Annotated in this window: 21 protein-coding genes; 8 read left to right on the top strand and 13 right to left on the bottom strand. The window is 64.1% G+C overall.

Annotated features, from left to right (window positions below):
• Positions 1 to 94: 94 nt before the first annotated feature.
• Complete coding sequence (gene phnD, locus BRAD285_RS08085; RefSeq protein WP_006609726.1) at positions 95 to 1,027, bottom strand: phosphonate ABC transporter substrate-binding protein; 933 nt, start codon at positions 1,025 to 1,027, stop codon at positions 95 to 97.
• A gap of 75 nt (positions 1,028 to 1,102) precedes the next feature.
• Positions 1,103 to 1,912 carry a phosphonate ABC transporter ATP-binding protein gene (gene phnC, locus BRAD285_RS08080; RefSeq protein WP_006609725.1) on the bottom strand — a complete coding sequence of 270 codons (810 nt, stop codon included), beginning with the start codon at positions 1,910 to 1,912 and terminating at the stop codon, positions 1,103 to 1,105.
• Between the two features lie 182 nt (positions 1,913 to 2,094).
• On the opposite strand from phnC, the gene BRAD285_RS08075 reads away from it, so the two are divergent.
• Genes BRAD285_RS08075 through BRAD285_RS08065 form a run of 3 tightly spaced genes read left to right on the top strand, consistent with a single transcriptional unit; the run spans position 2,095 to position 4,648 of the window.
• The gene (locus BRAD285_RS08075; RefSeq protein WP_006609724.1) at positions 2,095 to 2,757 is read left to right on the top strand and encodes an acetyltransferase; all 663 of its coding nucleotides are present in this window, start codon (positions 2,095 to 2,097) and stop codon (positions 2,755 to 2,757) included.
• On the top strand, positions 2,754 to 3,941 hold the full coding sequence (locus BRAD285_RS08070) for an alpha-D-ribose 1-methylphosphonate 5-triphosphate diphosphatase (RefSeq protein WP_006609723.1): 1,188 nt from the start codon (positions 2,754 to 2,756) through the stop codon (positions 3,939 to 3,941). Before BRAD285_RS08075 ends, BRAD285_RS08070 begins: the two co-directional genes overlap by 4 nt.
• Positions 3,942 to 3,946: 5 nt before the next feature.
• Positions 3,947 to 4,648 (top strand): DUF1045 domain-containing protein, encoded by a 702-nt coding sequence (locus tag BRAD285_RS08065; protein WP_006609722.1) that lies wholly within the window; start codon positions 3,947 to 3,949, stop codon positions 4,646 to 4,648.
• A gap of 2 nt (positions 4,649 to 4,650) precedes the next feature.
• Here the strand turns inward: BRAD285_RS08065 and BRAD285_RS08060 are convergent, their stop codons facing one another.
• The 6 genes from BRAD285_RS08060 to BRAD285_RS08035 form a co-directional block, all read right to left on the bottom strand.
• Positions 4,651 to 5,763 (bottom strand): mechanosensitive ion channel family protein, encoded by a 1,113-nt coding sequence (locus BRAD285_RS08060; RefSeq protein WP_006609721.1) that lies wholly within the window; start codon positions 5,761 to 5,763, stop codon positions 4,651 to 4,653.
• 120 nt (positions 5,764 to 5,883) lie between these two features.
• Positions 5,884 to 6,639, bottom strand: coding sequence for an SDR family NAD(P)-dependent oxidoreductase (locus tag BRAD285_RS08055; protein WP_006609720.1), 756 nt, complete (start codon positions 6,637 to 6,639; stop codon positions 5,884 to 5,886).
• Positions 6,640 to 6,666: 27 nt separating this feature from the next.
• A complete protein-coding gene (locus BRAD285_RS08050) occupies positions 6,667 to 7,590 on the bottom strand; it encodes an acetamidase/formamidase family protein (RefSeq protein WP_006609719.1) in 924 nt (307 codons plus the stop codon).
• Positions 7,591 to 7,626: 36 nt separating this feature from the next.
• On the bottom strand, positions 7,627 to 8,460 hold the full coding sequence (locus BRAD285_RS08045; RefSeq protein ID WP_006609718.1) for an ABC transporter permease: 834 nt from the start codon (positions 8,458 to 8,460) through the stop codon (positions 7,627 to 7,629).
• Positions 8,457 to 9,260, bottom strand: coding sequence for an ABC transporter ATP-binding protein (locus BRAD285_RS08040; protein WP_006609717.1), 804 nt, complete (start codon positions 9,258 to 9,260; stop codon positions 8,457 to 8,459). Before BRAD285_RS08040 ends, BRAD285_RS08045 begins: the two co-directional genes overlap by 4 nt.
• Before the next feature lie 17 nt (positions 9,261 to 9,277).
• A complete protein-coding gene (locus tag BRAD285_RS08035) occupies positions 9,278 to 10,324 on the bottom strand; it encodes an ABC transporter substrate-binding protein (protein WP_006609716.1) in 1,047 nt (348 codons plus the stop codon).
• Positions 10,325 to 10,910: 586 nt separating this feature from the next.
• Between BRAD285_RS08035 and BRAD285_RS08030 the strand changes: the two genes are divergently transcribed.
• From BRAD285_RS08030 to BRAD285_RS08010, 4 genes are all read left to right on the top strand, one after another.
• Positions 10,911 to 11,465 carry a peroxiredoxin gene (locus BRAD285_RS08030; RefSeq protein WP_006609715.1) on the top strand — a complete coding sequence of 185 codons (555 nt, stop codon included), beginning with the start codon at positions 10,911 to 10,913 and terminating at the stop codon, positions 11,463 to 11,465.
• A gap of 2 nt (positions 11,466 to 11,467) precedes the next feature.
• Positions 11,468 to 12,013, top strand: coding sequence for a carboxymuconolactone decarboxylase family protein (locus BRAD285_RS08025; protein WP_006609714.1), 546 nt, complete (start codon positions 11,468 to 11,470; stop codon positions 12,011 to 12,013).
• Positions 12,014 to 12,517: 504 nt separating this feature from the next.
• On the top strand, positions 12,518 to 13,438 hold the full coding sequence (locus BRAD285_RS08015; RefSeq protein ID WP_006609713.1) for a hypothetical protein: 921 nt from the start codon (positions 12,518 to 12,520) through the stop codon (positions 13,436 to 13,438).
• A gap of 104 nt (positions 13,439 to 13,542) precedes the next feature.
• Positions 13,543 to 15,897, top strand: a complete 2,355-nt coding sequence (locus BRAD285_RS08010) for an ABC transporter substrate-binding protein (RefSeq protein ID WP_006609712.1) — start codon at positions 13,543 to 13,545, stop codon at positions 15,895 to 15,897.
• Positions 15,898 to 15,908: 11 nt separating this feature from the next.
• Here BRAD285_RS08010 and modD read toward each other — a convergent pair whose 3' ends face one another.
• The gene (gene modD / locus BRAD285_RS08005; RefSeq protein ID WP_006609711.1) at positions 15,909 to 16,775 is read right to left on the bottom strand and encodes a ModD protein; all 867 of its coding nucleotides are present in this window, start codon (positions 16,773 to 16,775) and stop codon (positions 15,909 to 15,911) included.
• Positions 16,776 to 16,903: 128 nt separating this feature from the next.
• On the opposite strand from modD, the gene BRAD285_RS08000 reads away from it, so the two are divergent.
• Complete coding sequence (locus BRAD285_RS08000) at positions 16,904 to 17,467, top strand: DUF2478 domain-containing protein (protein ID WP_006609710.1); 564 nt, start codon at positions 16,904 to 16,906, stop codon at positions 17,465 to 17,467.
• A gap of 28 nt (positions 17,468 to 17,495) precedes the next feature.
• Here BRAD285_RS08000 and BRAD285_RS07995 read toward each other — a convergent pair whose 3' ends face one another.
• From BRAD285_RS07995 to BRAD285_RS07980, 4 genes are all read right to left on the bottom strand, one after another.
• A complete protein-coding gene (locus tag BRAD285_RS07995; RefSeq protein ID WP_006609709.1) occupies positions 17,496 to 17,702 on the bottom strand; it encodes a molybdopterin-binding protein in 207 nt (68 codons plus the stop codon).
• A 145-nt stretch (positions 17,703 to 17,847) separates the two neighbouring features.
• Positions 17,848 to 18,144 (bottom strand): ferredoxin family protein, encoded by a 297-nt coding sequence (locus tag BRAD285_RS07990; RefSeq protein WP_006609708.1) that lies wholly within the window; start codon positions 18,142 to 18,144, stop codon positions 17,848 to 17,850.
• 42 nt (positions 18,145 to 18,186) lie between these two features.
• Positions 18,187 to 19,494, bottom strand: coding sequence for an FAD-dependent monooxygenase (locus BRAD285_RS07985; protein WP_006609707.1), 1,308 nt, complete (start codon positions 19,492 to 19,494; stop codon positions 18,187 to 18,189).
• 19 nt (positions 19,495 to 19,513) lie between these two features.
• Positions 19,514 to 20,620 carry an electron transfer flavoprotein subunit alpha/FixB family protein gene (locus BRAD285_RS07980; protein ID WP_006609706.1) on the bottom strand — a complete coding sequence of 369 codons (1,107 nt, stop codon included), beginning with the start codon at positions 20,618 to 20,620 and terminating at the stop codon, positions 19,514 to 19,516.
• Positions 20,621 to 20,635: the final 15 nt, after the last annotated feature.

Below are 20,635 nucleotides of genomic sequence, written 5' to 3'. Positions count from 1 at the left end.
ATTCGTGCTGCTCTCGTTCAGATGAATTTCGGGCGTTGGTCAAGACGAGAGCCGGGTCATGCCCGACCCGGCTCCCGCTTGGATGAGACGTCGATCAGGACGCCTTCTTGCGCAGGCTGTCGACGAACTTGATCAGGTCGATCGTGCCGTCCCAGTCCTTGGTCGTGGCCGGATGGAAGCCCTTCTTCTGGCCGTCGGAGAGACGGTCGAACGCCGCCTTGTCCTTGGTCGGAGCCTCGAAGAACGCCTTGGCGATGGCCTCCTTCAGGTCCGCGGGCAGATCCGAATTATAGGCGTAGGGACCGTTGATGATTGGGGCCGACTTGTGGATGATGCGGAAATCGTCCTTCTTCATAGGCGAGCCGTCGGCGTTCTTCAGCATGCCCTTGGTGAGCATCTGCGCCAGCGTTGAGTCGTTATCGCTGGTCCACTGGTTGGCGGCGACGTCGACCGTGCCCTGGGCGAGCGCGAGAATCGCGTTCTCGTGGCTGCCGGCGAACACGACCTTGCCGAAATAGGTCTCGGCGTCGGTCACGCCCATCTTGTTGAGTTCGAACCGCGGCACGTTGTTGCCAGAGGTCGAGTTCGGGTCAACCAGGCCGAGATTCTTGCCCTTGAGGTCCTCGACCTTCTTGTAGGCGCTGTTGGCCTTGACGAAGAACACCGAGTAGTAGCCGGTGCTACCGTCAGAATTGATGTCGTTGGCGAAGGCATCGATCTTGACGCCGGTCAGACGCGCACGGGCAAACGAGGCCGAACCGTAGCTCGCGATGTGGATGTTGCCGGCGCGCTGGCCTTCGATCACGGCCGCATAGTCGTTGGCGATGCGGAGCGTCACCTTGGTGCCGAGCTCCTTGGACAGATAGTTGACGAACGGCGTCCAGCGCTCGGTCACGCCGGAGGCGTTCTCGGCCGGGATCACCGCAAAGGTCAGCTCCGGATATTTCGCCTTCCAATCCTCGGCGGAAGCCGAGCCGGCGAAGCCAAGCGCGGCGATGCCGGCCAGAATGATGCGACGATTGATCATGGCAAATCCTCTTTTTGGGGTCATGCAGTCAGGCCGCCTCGGCGAGCGACGGCCGAAAAGTGCGCTACTCACACCTCAGGCCACGGCAGCCTCGCCGAAGGCCGGAACGGTTGCGGGAGGCACCGGGCGGACGCCATCCATGACGTCGTCGGCCTCCAGATCGTACAGCTCGCGCGCGATCTGCGCGGTCAACGCCGCCGGAACGTCGTCGAACACGACGCGCCCCTGCGCCATGCCGATCAAGCGGTCGCAATAGCTGCGCGCCAGATCGAGCGAATGCAGGTTGCAGACCACGGTGATCCCGAAATGCTTGTTGATGCGCAGCAGCGCATCCATCACGATCTTGGTGTTGCGGGGATCGAGCGAGGCGATCGGCTCGTCGGCCAGGATGATCTCGGGATTCTGCACCAGCGCACGGGCGATCGCGACGCGCTGCTGCTGACCACCCGAGAGCTGATCCGCGCGCTGCGCGGCCAGCGAGGCCATGTCGAACTGCTCGAGCGCCGATAGCGCCATGGCGACATCGTTCGCGGGCCAGAGTTGTGCAAGCGATCGCCACGACGGGACCTCGGCGAGCCGGCCCATCAATACGTTGGTGAGCACATCGAGCCGGCCGACCAGATTGAACTGCTGGAAGATCATCGCCGACCGGGCGCGCCACTGGCGCAGCTCACGGCCGCGCAACGCGGTCACGTCGAGATCCTTGAAGAGGACTTGCCCGGAGCTGATCGGACTGAGGCGGTTGATCGAGCGCAGCAGGGTCGATTTGCCGGCACCCGAACGCCCGATCACGCCGACGAAGCTGCCGGGCGCTACCGAGAAGGACGCATTGTCGACCGCGGCTTTCGCGCCGAAACGGCACGTCAGACCATTGACCACCAGCATGGAATTCTCCAGACGCCTCGCTTTGCCCTACCGCTAGCGTCTGGATTCAACAGTTATGTGACATTCCGTTTACGCCGCCTCCCTCATCCACATCGGCGGCCGTCGCGTCATTGACGCGTCATGCAACTGTCATGATGAGCGCCCTACAGGTTTTGTTTGATCTCCAGGGAATAGAGAAAGACATGGCCGGCAAATCGCTTTCCGTCGATCCTACCATCGATCCCAGCGCCAAGCTCCACGAGACAAGCCTCGGCGCCTATTGCGAAGTCGGGGCCCGCACCATCCTCCACGAGGTGACGATGGGCGACTACTCCTACGTCGTCAACGACGCTCAGATCACCTACACGACGATCGGCAAGTTCTGCTCGATCGCGGCGATGACCCGCATCAATCCGGGCAATCACCCGATGCATCGCGCCACCCAGGCCCACTTCACCTATCGGGCCAGCGCCTATTTCCCCGGCGAGGCCGACGATGCGGAGTTCTTCGCCTGGCGCAGGGAGCATCACGTCGACATCGGCCATGACGTGTGGATCGGCCACGGGGCGATCGTGCTGCCGGGACGCAACATCGGCACCGGCGCAGTGGTGGCGGCCGGCGCCATCGTCACCAAGGACGTGCCGGCCTACACCATCGTCGCCGGCAATCCCGCCCGGGTCATCAAGCGGCGCTTTCCGATCGAGGTCGAGCAGCGACTGGTCAATCTGGCATGGTGGGACTGGGATCACGACACGCTGCGCGCCGCGCTGCCGGATTTTCGGCAGCTCGAGATCGGCGCATTCCTGGACAAGTACGAGGCGGCTCTCGACGGCGGGCGTCAGGTGCGGCAGAGTGCCGCTCGATGACCGACATTTCCATCTCCTCCGGCCGCGGCCTGATCGGCTCCGAGCTCGTTGACACCTCCCTGACCGTCTCCGAAGGCGTCATCGACCGGCTGGATGCTCCGACACGCGGTGCCGCTCTTAATCTTGATGCCAACGGACTCACCGTGCTGCCCGGCATCGTCGACATCCACGGCGATGCGTTCGAGCGGCAGATGATGCCGCGTGCCGGCGTCGATTTCCCGATCGACGTCGCGCTTGTCGAAAGCGACCGTCAAGCCGTCAGCAACGGCATCACCACGGTGTTCCATGCGACCACCTGGTCGTGGGAGCCCGGCCTGCGTAGTGCCGACAATGCGCGCCAGCTGCTGGAAGCGATCGAAGGCCTGCGTCCGCGGCTCGCGGCGGATACTCGTTTTCATCTCCGCCACGAGACTTACAATCTCGACGACGAGGATGAAATCCGCCAGTTGCTCGCCGCTCGGCGCATCGGCCTGTTCGCCTTCAACGACCACATGGATTCGACCGTCGCGAGCCTCGACAAACCGCACAAGCGCCAGCGCATGGTCGACCGCACCGGCCTGTCCGGCGACGAGTTCGATCGCCTCGTCGCCCGCGTCGTGACTCGCGCCGACGCGGTGCCGGCGTCGATTGCCCGACTGGCGGAGACCGCGCGCAAGGCCGGCGTCCGCATGTTGTCGCACGACGACGAGAGTCCGGAGATGCGCCGAGCGTTTCGTGCACAGGGCGTCGGGATCGCCGAGTTTCCGGTCAATGAGGAAACGGCGCGGGAGGCCGCAGCCGGCGGCGACGCCATCGTCTTCGGCGCGCCAAACGTGGTGCGCGGCGGCAGCCATACGGGATGGACGAAGGCGAGCGACATGATCGCCAAAGGCCTGTGCTCCGTGCTGGCGTCCGACTATTACTATCCAGCGCCCCTGCTGGCAGCGTATCGGCTCGTCGCCGATGGTATTCTCCCGCTGGGCCGCGCCTGGGGCCTGATCTCGGCCGGCCCGGCGCAAGCCGCGGGCCTGTCGGACCGCGGCGCGCTCGCGCCCGGGCAGCGTGCGGACATCGTCCTGGTCGATGACAGCCTACCGATGCGTCCACGCGTCGTCGCTGTGATCGCGGCCGGCCGTCTCGTCCACCTCACTGAAGCCGATCGTCTCAGCACCCGCGCGGCGCCGCGCGCCGCGGCGGCGGAGTGACCGTGATGAGCGGCTTCCCACGCTACGCCATCTACTACGCACCGGCACCGGACACGGCGCTCTCCGCTTTCGGTACCGATCTGCTCGGCTATGACGCTTGGACCGGGAACGAGCGGGATTTTCCACGAGACATCCTCGACGTCCTGCCTGATTGGGCTGAGCTCACAGCGGACGCCCGCAAATACGGCTTCCATGCCACGCTCAAGGCGCCGTTTCCGCTGAACGATTCCCGAAGCGAAGCTGAGCTCACCACCACCTGCGCAGCTTTCGCTGCGACACCCCGGCCGGTGCCGATCATCCGTCCCGTCGTGGATGCCATTAGCGGCTTCATCGCGGTAATCCCCGGCGAAGCATCCGCGGAGCTACAACAACTCGCCGCCGCCTGCGTCGAGACGTTTGAGCCCTTTCGGGCGCCGATGAGCACTGAGGACCGCGCACGGCGCAAGCCGGAGATGCTGACGCCGCGGCAACGGGAGCATCTCGATCGCTGGGGCTATCCTTACGTCATGGAGGATTTTCGCTTCCACATGACGCTGACCTGCCGACTGTCCGACGAACGGCGTGCGCCTGTGCTTGCAATGCTGCGAGACCGCTTCGCCGAGCTGGATCTCCGCAGCCTCTCCATCGATCGGATCGCACTGTTCCGCCAATCCAACTCGACGAGCCGGTTCAGAATCGTCGACAGCTGGGCGCTCGGCGGGAGCTGAGGTCAGTTCGTTGCAGCTGCGAAATGCGGCGGCGATTGCGGATTGAACACCGACAGCGGCGGCGAGATGTCGGCGCGGTCGCGCGGCAATGCCTCGCGCATGTCCCGCTGCAGGAAGGCGATCAGCTTCTCACGGACCTCGCAGCGCAGATCCCAGGCCTGCGGCGCATTGCGCGCGCTCACCAGAGCGCGCAGCTCCATGGTGCGCGCATTGGTGTCGACGACCTGCAGATTGACCACCGCGCCGTCCCAGATCTTGGATTCCTTGGCCACCTCCTCCAGCCGCTTGCGGATGCGCGGCACGTCGGCGGCATAGTCGACGTGAAGCACCACCGAGCCGATCAGCGAGGCCGCATCGCGGGTCCAGTTCTGAAAGGGACGCTCGATGAAATAGGACAGCGGCACCACCATGCGCCGCCAGTCCCACAGCCGGATCACGACATAGGTCGAGGCGATGTCCTCGACCCACCCCCATTCGTTCTCGATGATCACTGCATCCTCGATGCGGATCGGCTGGGTCACGGCGATCTGTACGCCGGCAATCAGGTTGCTGAGCAATGGCCTTGCTGCGAGACCGACGATCAGGCCGGCGGCGCCGGCCGATGCGAACAGGCTGACGCCATATTGCCTGACGGAATCGAACGTCATCAGCGCCGCGGAAACGGCGACAATGATGATCAAGGTATCGATCACGCGCTTGAACACGCGAACCTGCGTGACGTGCTTGCGCGCAAGGAAATTCTCCGTGATGTCGTCCCGGAAGCGCTGCAGATAGCGCGCCGACACCATGTCGACGATGCGGATCGTGATCCAGCCGACCAGCGCGATGGTCGCCACCACGAACAGATGCGCCAGCGCGCGCCGCCAGCCCTCGTTCAACGGTGCCAGCGGCAGCACCATGGCGACAGCGATCAAACAGAGTGCCAGCCGCGCAGGCCCTGCAGTCCGCTGCAGGATCGGCAGCAGGATCGACTTCCGTGGTCCGATCGCACGCTTCACCAGGGCACGGAGCACCTTATAGACGAGCAGCGCGCCCAGGATGGCGCCGATGATCAAAGCTGGCCCGATCATCCAATCGGGGACCAGTGCTGACAGCTGCTGCACGAGTGCCTGCATGCCTTGTTCTCCCTTGCGGCCTCAAGAGCTCTCAACTCCTGAGACCGCCGGAGAGTCGGACATTAGCCGCAGTGCAGCATTCTCTTGCTGCATGGCTTTCACGCTTGCGTACAGGCGAATCTAGACCGCCTTCGTCAAGGCTCCATCAATGATGAGGTTGGTTCCCGAGATCCGGCTGGCCAGCGGGCTCGCCAGCATCACCACGCCATAGGCGACCTCTTCAGCGGTTCCCATTCGTCCCGTCGGGTTCAGGCCCATCGCCATCTTGAACAGATCCGGCGATCCATTCTCGATGTTCTGCCAGATGCCGCCTTCGAAATAGGTGTTCCCCGGCGACACCGCGTTGACGCGAATGCCCTTGCTGACGAGCTGGTGCGCGAGGCCCTTTGCATAATGGATCAACGCGCCCTTGATGGCGCCATAGGATCCCGCGGCGAAATCGACCTCGAAGCCGGAAACGCTGGAGATGATGCTGATCGACGCGGATTTGGACTGCTCCAGATAAGGAGTTGCCGCCGCGATCGCGTTGACCGTGTGCATCATGTCGACGCGGAAGGACTTGTCCCAGGTCTCCGGCGTGTCCCCGACCGCCAGCGCACTGACGTTGCAGACCACGCAGTCGACGCCGCCGAACTCCTTCGCCGCACCGTCGACCCACCCCTTCAGCGCGACGGGATCAGCCACGTCGATGCCCTGCCCCCAGGCCTTCACGCCTTTGGCCGCCAGCTTCGCAACGACTTTGCCGACCGCTTCTCCATCGCGGGCGCAGATCGCAACATTGGCGCCTTCGGCAGCAAACAATTCCGCGATCGCGAGCCCGATACCCTTGCTGCCGCCCGTGATCAGCACGCTCTTGCCGGCCAATCCCAGATCCATGATGTTCTCCTTTTCGAATGTACGGCGTCAGCCGTGATAGCCGGCGAGCAAGGCCTTGTTGACCTTGCAGATATAGGTGTATTTCGGATTGACCACCTGGGTGCAGCGCGCCTCGGCGACTTGGCCGAGCAGCATGTAGGCCTCCGGCGCCGGAATCTTCCAATCATCCTCCAGCCAGTTGATCATCTCCTCGAACGCGGTCCGCATCGCGTCTTCCAAGGGACGCGCGCAACCGAGCGTGCAGATGTGCGTCGGCGTCTCGATCCGCGGATGGTTCAAGCGCGCCGGCGCCTTGGCGAGCGAGACCTTGACCGTGAGATTCGCTGCGATCTCGATCGCGCCCATGCCATTGGCTTCGCCGTCACCCTGGATGGCGTGACAGTCGCCGAGAAAGAGATGCGCGCCGTCTTTGTTGACGCGGAAGAACACCGAATTACCCGAGGTGATCTCCTGGACGTCGAGATTGCCGCCATGCGGACCGTTGTCGACCGTCAGCACCGCGCCATGCACCGGCGCCACGCCGGCGACGCCGATCATCGGCCGGACCGGCAGCTTGACGTGCTCGTTCCAGAGCACCTGGCCGTCCTTGACCTCGACCACGCGGGTCTGGATGCCGAACTCCTTGCGCCGGACCCAGTCCGGGAACATGCCGATGCCCGGCCACAGCGCGGTGAAACCGAGACGGTCGAGCTCCATGTCGAGGATGTCGAGCCGCAGCATGTCGCCCGGTTTGGCGCCGCGTACCTCGATCGGACCGGTGGCGCCGTTGACGTAGGGCATCATCACATCGCTCTCGACCAGCTGCTGGCCGAGCGCGCGGATCGTGCCGTCATTGACGTTGATCGCGCATTCGACGACGAAGGTCTCGCCGGGCTCGACCGACGCGACGAACGCGTCGTCGCCGGAGAGCGCGTATTTGATGTTACCGGCCTTACTGACGCGCTTTGCCATGATCATTCCCTGCTAGCCGTTTCGGATCTCGTTGTTTCATCGCTGCAGCCGCCGCCAGGGCATCAAAAGCTGCTCGATCTTGCCGACCGCAAAGGTGAGCGCCAGCGCCAGCGCGATGGTGGCGACGAGCGCGGCGAAAACCTTTGGGATGATGTACAGCGATCCTGCCTTGAAGATCGCGTGTCCCAATCCTTCCGACGACGACATGAACTCGCCGACGATGGCGCCGATCAGCGCGAAGCCGACCGTGAGCTTCAGCCCCGCGAAGATGTCCGTGAGCGACGCCGGCACCACAAGCTTTCGGAAGATCTGGAACTTCGAGGCGCCGAGCGTGCGCAGAAGATTGATCTGGTCGGGATCGACGCCGGTCGCGCCCTTGTAGGAGGTGACCAGTGCGACGATCACCACCGAGAGCGTGGACATCGCGACCTTCGAGATCAGCCCCGTGCCGAACCAGATGATGATGATCGGCGCCAGCGCGATGATCGGGATCGAGCCGAGCGCGATCACGAACGGCTCGACCACGCGGGAGACAAAGCGCGAATACCACAGCGACAGCCCGATCAGCGTGCCGATGCAGTTGCCGACGAAGAACCCGAGCAGCGTCTCCAGGCCGGTGACGTAAGTGTCGCGCAACAGGCTGCCGTCAGCGGCCATTTGCGACAGGAACTTGAAGATCGCAGAGGGCGAGCCGAACATGAAGGCGGCGGCCTTGTTCTGGCCGGTTGCGTACTCCCAGAACGCCAGAAGGGCCGCGAGAACGACGAGTTGCGTAACCAGCACCGCAAGCGTGCTGCGCAAGCGCAGCCAGCGGCGTCCGGGCGCAATCATTGCCTTGGACGCCGGCGCATTGTCGATATCGGCTGTCATTGCAGCACCACGTCGAGATCGGCCCAGATCTGGCGGACATAGTCGCTGAAGCCGGCCGTCTGCCGCGCTGCCATCATATCACGGCGATCGCCGCCGAGCGCGATGTCGTAGACCGTCTTGACCCTGGTCGGGCGCTTCGACAGCACGATCACTCGGTCGGCAAGCGACACGGCCTCCTCGATATCGTGGGTAATCAGCAGCAGCGAGCGCCGTCCCTCCCGGACCAAACCGACAGTGTCATTCTCGATCAGAAGCTTGCTCTGGAAATCCAGCGCGGCAAACGGCTCGTCGAGCAAGAGCACGTCGGGCTCGTTGACCAGCGTGCGGGCCAGCGCCACGCGCTGGCGCATGCCGCCGGATAAAGTGGACGGGTATTGATCGGCGAAACCGTGCAGCCCGAGCTGGTCGAGCATCGCGCGGCAGCGATCCTCGGCCTGTGCCGCCGGCACGCCGCGGATCTCGAGACCGAGCATGGTGTTGCCGAGCGCGGTGCGCCACGGCAGCAGCAGATCCTTCTGCAGCATGTAGCCGACGTTCTGCGGCTGGCCGGCGACCTCCAGGCCATGCCAGCGGATGCGGCCGGCGTCAGGCGCGAGCAGTCCGCACAGCGTATTCAACAGCGTTGTCTTTCCGCAGCCGGACGGACCGACGATGCTGATGATCTCCCCTTCTTTCAGCGTCAGGCTGAGGTCGCCGATGACAGGCACGACGCGGCCGCCGTCGAGCTCGTAGCTCTTGGCCACGTGCTCGACGACGAGCGGAGGCACGGGCGCCGTGTTGGCGCCCGGCCCCACTTGCATCGTGCCGCTCACCTCAGTCATTTGAGACTGGCAATCGCCTTCTCAGCGAACGAATTGTCGATGATCTGATCGAACGGCACCGAGCCCTTGGCGTTGCCGAGATAGACCTGCATCTCCATCAGGTTCGCCCACTGATCAGTCTTGGTCATCACCGATTGCGCCGGGATCAGATATTTCAGCTCGGCATCGATCGCCTTGTCGACGACCTCGCCGGGCAGATCCGGGAATTCCTTGCGTGCCACTTCCTTGGAGAAGGCCGGATCGGCGTAAGTCTTGCGCGAGGCCTCCTCGAACGAGGTCACCAGCGCCTGCACCATCTCCGGATCCTTCTGGATCGTGGTCGGCAGCACCATGATGCCGGTGTTGCAGAACGGGCCGATATAGTTGGAGAAGTCGAACACCACCTTGGCGCCCTGCGCTTCCGCAGCGGCAACGCTCGGCTGATAGGCGATGGCGATATCGGCCTGCCCCGCCAGCATCGCGGCGATCTCGGTGCCGGGATTGACCGGAACGATCGTCGCGTCGACGCCGACCTTCATGCCCGCTTTCTCCAGCAGCCGCTTGGCGACGCTGTAGTTGGTGTTGGGCTCGGGCGAGGTCACGATCTTGAGTCCCTTGAACCCTTTGGGATCGGTGATCGGCTGGAGCGTTTTGGAGACACCAAAATAGTGCGCGCGCTGCACGACGGTGCCGACCACGACGCCGGGGCCGCCATTCTCGCGCGAGATCTGCGCCATCGTCGCATCGCCGATCGCGAAATCAGCCGAGCCGCCGAGCACCGCTGCGAAGGTCTGGGTGTCGCCACCCGCGGCGCTCACCTGCATGTCGAGGCCGTTCTTCTTGAAGATACCGGCATGCATGCCGACGTAGAGATTGATGTAGCCGAGATTATGCACGGCTTCGCTGAAGCGGACTGTCTTCAGGCCGGCTGCTACGGCCCTGCCCGTTCCAAGCAGCGCCGGTGCGCTGAGGCCCGCCGCCACAGCAGCTGACGTCATCAGGAAACGACGGCGATCGATCGATGGATTTGCGCTCGCAGATGTGGCCGAGACACGTTCGCTCATGGTGCAGAACTCCTCCCAGGCGTTGAAACTCTGAGCGGAGACTATGATCAGGCGGCCACGCAGCAAGGCGAAATAACAGACGCGATCTGCTGAAAAGCTGACAACAACGAGAATGGCCGAGACCGCCACCACTGCGCAGCGCTGCGCGCTGCCGAGCGCTTGTCACCTTGCTGCCGCTTCTCAAGCCGCCCTGGTCAAACGTGCATCGCAACACGGGCAATAATGTCAATTTTGCCATTCCGGCCGCACAAAGAAATTGCACGTCCGGATCGATGGGTCGCGCGCCCCAGGAACTCACACGAGAGACGCCACGGCGTCGGCGTCAACCTCGTTTTGCGTTGGCGCCCACGTGCACCTTCCGCATGCGTCACACTCATTCACGCTGATGTCACGAATCGTACCGGACGGCTCGTGCGTCCCCCGGCGCCTGGTCAGGTCTCGAACATTGCTGTCATTCGCAATCGCAACATCGGGGAGATGAGTGTTGCGTTTCCGACAACGCATTGATGTTGATAGCTAATGGCATATCGCTTGCAATGCACAATGCGCCTCGCTATTGCAGCGCAGAAATTTCTTGGAGTGCGACATGCTCGGAATTGGAAGTAAGCTGCCTTCGTTCGAAATCGTCGGTGTGAAGCCCGGTTTTCACCTGCAGGAGGAGAAGGGCGAGAGCGCCTTCGAGACCCTGACCGAGACCAGCTTCCCCGGGAAGTGGAAGATCATCTTCTTCTATCCGAAGGACTTCACCTTCGTCTGCCCGACCGAAATCGCGGAGTTCGCGCGCCTCTCCAGCGACTTTGCCGATCGTGATGCCGTCGTGCTCGGCGGCTCGACCGATAACGAGTTCTGCAAGCTCGCCTGGCGCCGCGACCACAAGGATCTGCACAAGCTGCCGATCTGGCAGTTCGCCGACACCAAGGGCTCGCTCGTCGACGGCCTCGGCGTCCGTTCGCCGGACGGCGTCGCCTACCGCTACACCTTCATCGTCGATCCCGACAACACGATCCAGCACGTCTATGCGACCAACCTCAACGTCGGCCGAGCGCCGAAGGACACGTTGCGCGTGCTCGACGCGCTGCAGACCGACGAGCTCTGCCCGTGCAACCGCGAGGTCGGCGGCGAGACCCTGAAGGTCGCTTGATCATGTCGATCGAGCAGTTGAAGGACCAGATCCCGGACTTCGCCAAGGACGTCAGGCTCAATCTGTCGTCCATGGCGTCGGACGAGACGCTGTCGGCCCAGGCCAAGTATGGGCTGTTCGTCGCCTGCGCGATTGCGACCCGCAATCCGACGGTGACGGCAGCCCTCGAATCGGTCGCGGCAGCGCATCTGTCGCCGGCTGCCTTGACCGCGGCAAAGTCGGCCGCCGCGATCATGGCGATGAACAACGTCTACTACCGCTTTGTGCACCTTGCCTCGAACAAGGAGTACGCGACCATGCCGGCCCGGCTGCGGATGAACGTCATCGCCAATCCCGGGGTCGACAAGGCTGACTTCGAGCTGTGGTCGCTCGCGGTTTCCGCCATCAACGGCTGCGGCACCTGCATCGATGCGCATGAGAAGGTTCTGCAGGATGCGGGCGTGCCCACAGCCTCGATCCAGACGGCCGTCCGCTTTGCCGCCATCATCCAGTCGGTTGCCGTTGCCATCGAGGCCGCTGGTGTGACCGTCGCCCTGGCGGCCGAGTAGAAATCGACCCGATATGTGAATGCGGCCGGCCTTGTCCGGCCGCATTTTCTTTTTCGCAATCTCCCGCATGGATTGCAAATCCGAGACCCGCGCCTGCAACCGAACGGGGAACTAACCCTCTGAGTTCGCGGCAAAGTCGGGACAATCGCGGCATCCAGATACTCCAGTCGATCGTCCGGAGGGCATTAAAGCCTCCGGCCGTGTTCGCGCATTACGAGCATTCATCAAGACGACCAGCCGGGAAATTTCCACCAAATAGCCTTACCAACTCACGCTTCCCGCCAAGAACATTGATCAGCTTAAGGGCCAAGCAACATCGAATGTGACCAGGGCGCGCGAAAACCGTGGCGCCTGTGTCGGAAGGAAACCGGACCTGTCAGTCTCGACGGAAGCGTTGGTGCATTCCCTCCGAACTCGCAGCATGCGATCCTCGGCAGGACCGCGCGCGCCTGACGCCCTGAATCTCTCTCCCACGATCCGATCGTCGGAGACAGGAGGCTAGTGATGAGTGCTCCAGTTGAGAACGATCCGGCGAAGCCGACGCCGCCATGGGCGAGCGAAGAGCTTCGCAAATACGCCCCGCGCCGGCACCAGCCCGACAACGGCGCGACCGCCCAGGATGTGCCGGAGGAAGGCCCCCGTCTGCCGCATCACCTGATTGCGCGGAGCAGCTTGCTGCCGGCGCGGACGCCTGCGATCGATCTGGACGACGAGGAGCAGCGTCGGGCGTGGAGTGCGAAGCTCGATCCTGTGGTGATGCCGCTGCCGCCGGAAGATACGGACAAGGCGTCCCGTCTTGGCGGCTTGATCAAGATTGGCGCCGCCATCGGCGTCGCGGCCTCGGTCGCCATGATCGTCGCGAACGCGATCTCCTTCGACAACGGCACATCGACATCGGTCCGCAAGAGCCCGAGCATGCCGTCCACCGTGCTGGAGAGCCTTGCCCAGATCGACCCGGCCGAAGCCAAGGTCGCCCAGGACGATCCGCCGCAGACGGTGGCCTCACTGGTGGCGCCCAGCGCGACCGACATCGCGACGCGCTCCTGGCCGTCAGCTCCACAGTCCCCGCCGCCAGCGGCTGCCCCACCAGCGGTTTCGACGAGCCTGCCTCCTGCCCTCCCAGCGGCTCCATCCCGTCCGACCGTTCCCCTGCCCCGTGACGAGGTGGACGCGCTGATGAAGCGCGGGCGCGATCTGCTGGCTGCAGGCGACGTCGCCAGCGCGCGCCTGATCCTTACCCGGCTGTCGGATGCAGGAATCGCGGACGCCTCTCTCTTGCTCGCACGCACCTATGATCCGGCCGAACTGACGAAGTCGCGTCTCCTCGGGGCCGTGCCTGACGCGGCCAAGGCCCGCATTTGGTATCTGAAGGCTGCGGAGCAAGGATCACCGGAAGCCAGCCGCCGCATCTCCGCGGCGCGCTGACGCCTCGGACTGAGCAGCGCTCGAACGCGATCCGGACCGCTCTCGGCAGAGGAGCGGCCGCAATCGCCTGCGCTCAATCGAAGACAACATCGAGGGGAGGGACCATGCGTCAGGGCATCGAGGCCGCTATTCGCGCCTGCTTGGCAGCCGCACCATGTCAGGATTTCCGGCAGCATTATCATCACGGCAGCTGGCTGCGTGACGTCGTCAAGCTTCCATGCCTTGCCGTGACGATCGTTGTCGCATCCCTGCTGGTCCAGTCACGCCCCAGCTCGGCGGCCGACAGCGAGATCCGCATCGGCAACACGATGCCTTACAGCGGCCCTGCCCTCGCCTATGGCATCATCGGCAAGACGATCGCGGCCTATTTCAACAAGGTCAATGCGGAGGGCGGGATCAACGGACGCCGCATCAACTTCATTTCCTATGACGACGGCTATGCGCCGTCGCGAACGGTGGAGATGACCCGCAAGCTCGTCGAGGAGGACAAGGTGCTCCTGATGTTCGCGGGCCTGGGCACGGCTCCCAATCTCGCTGTCCGCCCTTATCTCAATGCCAACAAGATCCCACAATTGTTCGTGGCCTCCGGCTCCTCGCAGTGGGACCAGCCGCACGACTTCCCATGGACCATGGGCTTTCAGCCGAGCTACCAGGCCGAGGCGCACGTCTATGCCCAATACCTGCTGGAGACGCATAGTCGCGGCAAGATCGCGATCCTCTCTCAGGACGATGATTTCGGGAAGGATTACGTCAAGGGACTGAAGGACGGCCTCGGCGGCAAGCTTCCGATCGTGGCGGAGGCGACCTACAAGGTCACGGACGCCAACGTCAATCAGCAGATCGCCACGCTGAAGGCGTCTGGCGCCGACATCTTCTTCGATGTGACCACACCCAAATTCGCCGCGATGGCGATCCGCCGCGCGGCCGAGATCGGCTGGCGTCCTGACCACATCATCTCGACCGTCTCGGAGTCGGTCTCCGCCGTGATGCAGCCGGCGGGCCTGCAGAATGCCGAAGGCATCCTGTCCGCGGGCTATTACTACGAGGGCGAAGAAGCGGCAGCCGCCGGCGATCCGTCCTACCGCGAATGGTCCGCCTTCATGGACCGCTATCTGCCGGACATCCCGCGGACCAACGGCCTTGCGACATTCGGCTATATCGCGGCCCATGCGATGGTGGCGGTGTTGAAGAATTGCGGCGACGACCTGTCGCGCGAGAACATCATGAAGCAGGCTGCATCCCTGAAGGGCGTCAGATTGCCGATGCTGACGCCGGGCATCACCGTCAACACCAGCGCCCACGACTACGCGCCGCTGGAGCAGATGCAGATGATGCAATTCACCGGCGGCAAGTGGCAGCGCTTCGGTCCGGTCCGAAGCGGCATCGATCCTGGCAGCGTCAGCGACTCCTTCAAGACCATCTTCCGTTACGGTACGGCGAAGCGCGATCTGGCGAACCAGCTGAATGCCAATACAGTCACGCTGATGACCGGCTCGGTCGGCAGCACCTATGCGAACATGGGCTCAGACCTGGCGTCCGCGCTCGACAAGGGCACGGAGCTGCGCATTCTTCCCGTGATGGGCCGCGGCTCGGTTCAATCGGTCGCCGACATCCTGCTGCTGCGCGGTGTCGATGCCGGCATCATCCGCAAGGACACACTGGCCTTTCTCGAGCGCAAGGACTTCGCCAACAATGTGCGCGAGCAACTGGCTTATGTCGCCAAGCTCTTCAACGAGGAGATGCACGTGCTGGCGCCGAAATCCGTCACCAGCCTGAGCGATCTCGACGGCAAGACCATCGCCGTCGACCTGCCCGACGGAGGCACCTTCGTCACCTCGATCAACGTGTTCGAGCGCCTGGGGATCAGGCCGCATCTGCTCTACATCGAGCCCCGGCTCGCGCTCGACATGCTGCAGCGGGGCGACATCGATGCGATCATCGCCGTCGAGGGCAAGCCGCTGCAGTGGCTGAGCCAGGTCAATGACCGGAATCTGCATCTCGTGCCGGTCGACTACGACAAGGCTCTGCACGAGGACTACCTGCCGGCGAAACTGTCGGCCGAGGACTATCCCAACCTCATCAGCGGCTCCGCGCCGGTGAATACGATCGCGGCCGAGGCCGTGCTGGCGTCCTTCAACTGGCAACCCGGCAGCGATCGTCACCGTCGCCTGTCGCTGCTGGTCGAGGCGCTGTTCAACAATCTGCCGGCCCTGCAACGCCCGCCATATCATCCGAAATGGCTGGAGGTGGCCCCGCTCGCTCCGATCGCGGGCTGGACGCGGTTCAAGACGGCGCAGGACTGGCTCGACCGCAACATGCCTGCCGCCCAGGTGATGGGCGCCAACGCGCAGGCCGACGATCTGCAGGCCAACACGACGGCCGACCCCAAGCTGTTCCGCGAATTCATGGCATGGCGCGCCAATCGCCAGAAGCGGCCCGCGGCACACCAGCCGCAATAGCAACGTCCCCTTCAGTCCGGTGAGAGCACCCGGGCGATCTGCACCTGCACGTCGCAGGGACGTGCGAGATACGGCGCCGAGGTCACCAACACATCGGCGCCGGCGGCGGCATAGGCCGCGGCGTTCTGCGCATTCACGCCGCCTGCGGCGGCAATGACCGGCCTGACCTGCAACGTCGCCATGGCGTTGATCCGGGCCACCAGCGCCGCAATGTCATCCGGGGTAAACTTCTCGGCCTGGATGGCGTCAAAGCCGGCGGCTGCAGCCGCAACAGCCTGCTCCATTCCCGTGACCTCGATGATCAGCCGCTTCTCCGGAGCGGTACGGCGCAACCGCATGGCGACGTCCGCGAGCGGCGTCTCGCCCAGAAAGGCGCGATGCTCGGGGAAGACGAGGAGCGTTTCGGACAGGCCCAGCCGATGCATGACGGCGCCGCCGGCCTTGACGGCGCTCACCGCAAACTGCTTCACGCCCGGCACGTTCTTGCGCGTGCAGGCCACCGTGATGTCGGGCCTGACCGTCCGTGCGGCACGCACGATCGCCGCGGCCTCGCTTGCCACGCCGGACCAGATCTCGATCAGCGTCTGCGCCACCTTCCAGCTCCGCAGGAGGCAGGCAGCGGTCCCCTCCGCCCGCAGGATCGGCGCGCCCTTCTCCAACGCGGCTCCGCTCGTCGCGAGCAGCTCGACCCGGCCCCCGGCGAGCGCGATCAGGGCGGCGGCATCCTCAGCCAGCGCCAGCACCATCCGGTCGCGCGCGGCGAACAGCATCTGCCCCGGCTCGGTCCCGATGCCGAGGGCCTCGGTGGTCAGATCGCCATAGGGAACATCGTCGCGGAGCAGCGATTCCAGCTCATGCTGGCTAGCGGTGGTCGGCACGCGCGACATCTCCTCTTTGTGTAGGGGACGAATTCTCGATATATCTGCCGCGCGCTGATCGCCCTCGATCGCCGGACCGGCATGGCCGGACAACCGCGCGGGATGGCGGCACCATCCGAGGCCCATGCATGACTCCGCACGATCGTTCCGAGCCGGCCGAGCTCAATCCGCCCCGCCTCGCCGCCATCCTGTATGGGCCGGGCGATGATGCCGATGCCCTGCTGGACGAGTTTGTCCAGGGGCTCCTGCAGCGCGGCGTGCGCGTCGGTGGCATCGTTCAGCGCAATACGCGCGACGAGATCGGCCGCAAGAGCGGGATGGATGTCATCGACCTCACCAATGGCGACACCATCTCGATCTGCCAGGATCTCGGCAGCGGATCGACCGCCTGCAAGCTGGATGCCGCCGGCCTCGCCGAAGCCGGCATGGCCGTTCATCGCGCCATCGCTGCCCATGCCGAGCTCATCGTGATCAACAAGTTCTCCAAGCAGGAAGCCTTGGGAAGCGGTTTGCGCGGCGAACTCGCCGACGCGATCACGTCAGGGATTCCGGTGCTCACCGCCGTGCCGCAGAAGTGCATCGCGGATTGGCGGACATTCACCGGCGATCTCGGCACTTTGCTGCCGCCCTCTCAACCGGCCATGACTGCATGGTGGCTTGGTTTGCAGTCACGTCCGTTGCCGGTCGGCTGATCGCAGGCAGCAATCCAGCGCCGTCAGGCTATTTTCCGATCATCACGTCGGACGATTTGATGACGGCCGATACCTGATCACCGACCGCGAGCCCGAGTTCCTCGACCGCCTCGTTGGTGATCGCCGAGAACACGGTCAGTCCTGGAGCGAGCTCGACCTTGACGTGGGCGGTCGTCGCGCCCTTGGCAACCGAGATGACTTTCCCGGGCAAAACGTTACGTGCACTCAGCTTCACGGGCTGCTCCATTCGCTGCAGCATCATTGCTGCAGCTGAATGAAAGCAGAGCCGCCGCCAAAATTCAATGACCTATATCAATCGTGATACAGGTTTGGCGCGAGGGGCATGTAAGCCGAATGCACATCCCGCCGCGCGCCCCATCTCAGCCGAACTTGAACAGCACGCCATAGCCGCCGCGCGGATAGCTCCACTCGATGTCGCCGCTGGCCTCGCCGATGACGCGGCAGGTGCCGCATTCGATGCAGCCGTCGACGGTGATCTCGACCTGGCCCGAATCGTTCAGCTCATAGCAGCGCGCCGGGCAGGCCTTGAGCAGCGCCTTGAGCTGCGGGCTCGGCGTCGTGTGCGGACGGACCTTGATATGAGCCCGGCCGGGATCGACCTGGTAGCGATTGTAGAACAGCTTGTCTTCGACCCGCACTGCGACGTCCGTGCTCATCTCTGATCTCCCTTGGCTTCGACTGCTTGGTTCATTCGCCAGTTATCGCCACGCGCGGGCAAACCTGAAGGCATCGCCGAACAGGCCCGTCCACGACCTTGCATTGACGAAGGAGCGCACCGTGCTGCTCTCCTTCTCCTTCTTCGGCGTGCCATCGACGCGCACGAAGTTCTGCATCGCCTTGGAGACGAGCTGCGGATAGGTCAGGAAGAAGTTCTGCGACTGGTTGTGCAGCAGCGCCGGCATGTCCTTGTACTTCTTCAGATCCTTGATGACGAAGGACTCCTCCAGCATCTTCTTGTAAAGCGCGAGGTTCTCCTTGGTCATCGGATCGCGGCGCGATTTGACCTGGAAGATCGCCTCTGCCGCGATGCGGCCCGAGGTCATCGCGAGGTTCGACCCTTCGCGATGGATCGCATTGTTGAGCTGGGCGGCATCGCCGACCACGACCCAGCCGTCGCCGCAAAGTTCCGGAATGGCGTTGTAGCCGCCCTCGGGAATGAGATGCGCCGAGTACTCCTTGACCTCGGATCCCTCGATCAGCGGCGCCACCGACGGATGCTGCTTGAAGCGCTCGAGCAGGCCGTAAGGCGTCTCGCCGGTCTTCTGGAAATCGGAGACGAGGCAGCCGATGCCGAGCGAGATGCACTCCTTGTTGGAGTAGATGAAGCCCATGCCGGTCATGCCGCGAGAGATCGTGCCGGCGGCCTCGATCACCGCCCCCTCGTCGCCCTTCAGATTGAAGCGCGCCTCGATCGTCTCGCGCGGCAGGAAGTGCATCTCCTTGACCGCGAGCGCCACGTTTTCCGGCTTCGGCCGATCGCGCAGACCCGCACGGGTGCCGAGCAGGCCGTTGACGCCTTCGGCCAACACGACCACATCGGCGTGGATCTCACCGTCGCGCCGGTCGGTCTTGACGCCGATCACCTTGCCATAGGCGTCCTGCGCCAGCTCGGTCACCGTGGTCTCGCACAGCACCGTGGCGCCGGCTTCCTTGACCTTGGAGGAGAACCATTTGTCGAACTGCGCACGGATGATGGTGTAGCGGTTCGGCTTCTCTTCATTGAAATCGTCCGACTTGTAGTGCAGGCCGACATGCGACTTGTCGTCCAGCATCCAGAACCTCTGTTCGACCAGGTGCCGCTCCAGCGGGGCTTCCTCGCGGAAGTCCGGGATCAGCTTCTCCAGCATGTCGGCGTAAAGGATCGCGCCCTGCACGTTCTTCGAGCCGGAATACTCGCCGCGCTCGAGTTGCAGCACCTTCATGCCGCGCTTGGCCATGGTCAGCGCAGCCGCGTTGCCGGCCATGCCGGCGCCCACCACGATCGCGTCGAAACGTTCCTCGATCATTGCCCTGCTCCTCTGGTGCCTAGCTTGCGATACGGTCGCGCGAATGCGGCGAGAGACGTGCGCGGAATGCCTCGGTCAGCGCCGGCAGCAGCCGGATCGCGTCGGTGACGATGCCGACATGCGCGAAGTCGAAGATCGGCGCGTTCTTGTCGGTGTTGATGGCGACGATCAGGTCGGCGCCCTCGACGCCCACCCGATGCTGGATCGCGCCGGAGATGCCGGCGGCGATGTAGAGCTTGGGACGAATGGTCTTGCCGGTCTGCCCGATTTGGCGGTCCGACGTCACCCAGCCCTTCTGCACGAGCGGCCGCGAGCAGCCGAACTCGGCGCCGAGCACGGCAGCGAGCCCCTTGACCAGTTGGAAGTTCTCCGGCGAGCCCAAGCCCAGGCCGCCAGCGACGACGATGTCGGCATAAGCGAGATTGGACTTGGCGGAGTCGCGGTCCGGAATGAAGGACAGCACCTTGGTGACGATGTCGTCCTCGACCATGCCGAGCTTGTGCTCGATGATCCGGGTCGCCGGCTTCTCGATGCGCTCCGGCATCGGCATCACGCGCGGGCGCACGGTCGCCATCTGCGGCCGGTAGTTCAAGGTGTAGATCGTGCACAGCAACGAGCCACCGAAGGTTGGCCGCGTTGCCGCCAGCGAGCCGTCTGTATCGACGTCCAGGGCGGTGCAGTCGGCGGTCAGACCCGTCAGCAGCGTGGTCGCCACCGATCCAGCGAGGTCGCGGCCGAGCGTGGTGGCGCCGAGCAGCAGGATCTCCGGCTTGAAGGTGTTGACCGTATCCGTCAGCGCCTTGGTGTAAGCCTCATTGCGATAGTCGGTGAGGACCTCATCGGCGACGATATAAGCGAGATCGGCGCCATAGCAGAACGACTCGGCGGCGGCATGCTGTACCGCCTCTCCCGGCGGTCCGATCACGACGGCCGCGAGGTCGACCTTCAGCTTGTCAGCGAGCTCGCGGCCCGCTCCCATCAGCTCCCAGGACACGGGATGAACCTGCCCGCGCTCCTGCTCGATGAACACCCAGACGTGCTTGTAGGCCTTGAAATGCTCCGGCAGCTCCTTCTTGGTCGCGGCGCGACCGGCGGCGGCAGGCGGTGCTTTGGTGGGTTCGCTCATGGTCGTCGTCCCGTT

This window comes from Bradyrhizobium sp. ORS 285 (genome assembly GCF_900176205.1).
Classification (GTDB): domain Bacteria; phylum Pseudomonadota; class Alphaproteobacteria; order Rhizobiales; family Xanthobacteraceae; genus Bradyrhizobium.
Note: the sequence above shows the minus strand (reverse complement) of the source record. Positions and strands in the feature narration are given on the sequence as shown.

Bases quoted from the DNA above. Each gene is read 5' to 3' on its own strand.
- phnD (WP_006609726.1), bottom strand. From the start codon at position 1,027: ATGATCAATCGTCGCATCATTCTGGCCGGCATCGCCGCGCTTGGCTTC.
- phnC (WP_006609725.1), bottom strand. From the start codon at position 1,912: ATGCTGGTGGTCAATGGTCTGACGTGCCGTTTCGGCGCGAAAGCCGCG.
- BRAD285_RS08075 (WP_006609724.1), top strand. From the start codon at position 2,095: ATGGCCGGCAAATCGCTTTCCGTCGATCCTACCATCGATCCCAGCGCC.
- BRAD285_RS08070 (WP_006609723.1), top strand. From the start codon at position 2,754: ATGACCGACATTTCCATCTCCTCCGGCCGCGGCCTGATCGGCTCCGAG.
- BRAD285_RS08065 (WP_006609722.1), top strand. From the start codon at position 3,947: ATGAGCGGCTTCCCACGCTACGCCATCTACTACGCACCGGCACCGGAC.
- BRAD285_RS08060 (WP_006609721.1), bottom strand. From the start codon at position 5,763: ATGCAGGCACTCGTGCAGCAGCTGTCAGCACTGGTCCCCGATTGGATG.
- BRAD285_RS08055 (WP_006609720.1), bottom strand. From the start codon at position 6,639: ATGGATCTGGGATTGGCCGGCAAGAGCGTGCTGATCACGGGCGGCAGC.
- BRAD285_RS08050 (WP_006609719.1), bottom strand. From the start codon at position 7,590: ATGGCAAAGCGCGTCAGTAAGGCCGGTAACATCAAATACGCGCTCTCC.
- BRAD285_RS08045 (WP_006609718.1), bottom strand. From the start codon at position 8,460: ATGACAGCCGATATCGACAATGCGCCGGCGTCCAAGGCAATGATTGCG.
- BRAD285_RS08040 (WP_006609717.1), bottom strand. From the start codon at position 9,260: ATGCAAGTGGGGCCGGGCGCCAACACGGCGCCCGTGCCTCCGCTCGTC.
- BRAD285_RS08035 (WP_006609716.1), bottom strand. From the start codon at position 10,324: ATGAGCGAACGTGTCTCGGCCACATCTGCGAGCGCAAATCCATCGATC.
- BRAD285_RS08030 (WP_006609715.1), top strand. From the start codon at position 10,911: ATGCTCGGAATTGGAAGTAAGCTGCCTTCGTTCGAAATCGTCGGTGTG.
- BRAD285_RS08025 (WP_006609714.1), top strand. From the start codon at position 11,468: ATGTCGATCGAGCAGTTGAAGGACCAGATCCCGGACTTCGCCAAGGAC.
- BRAD285_RS08015 (WP_006609713.1), top strand. From the start codon at position 12,518: ATGAGTGCTCCAGTTGAGAACGATCCGGCGAAGCCGACGCCGCCATGG.
- BRAD285_RS08010 (WP_006609712.1), top strand. From the start codon at position 13,543: ATGCGTCAGGGCATCGAGGCCGCTATTCGCGCCTGCTTGGCAGCCGCA.
- BRAD285_RS08000 (WP_006609710.1), top strand. From the start codon at position 16,904: ATGACTCCGCACGATCGTTCCGAGCCGGCCGAGCTCAATCCGCCCCGC.
- BRAD285_RS07990 (WP_006609708.1), bottom strand. From the start codon at position 18,144: ATGAGCACGGACGTCGCAGTGCGGGTCGAAGACAAGCTGTTCTACAAT.
- BRAD285_RS07985 (WP_006609707.1), bottom strand. From the start codon at position 19,494: ATGATCGAGGAACGTTTCGACGCGATCGTGGTGGGCGCCGGCATGGCC.
- BRAD285_RS07980 (WP_006609706.1), bottom strand. From the start codon at position 20,620: ATGAGCGAACCCACCAAAGCACCGCCTGCCGCCGCCGGTCGCGCCGCG.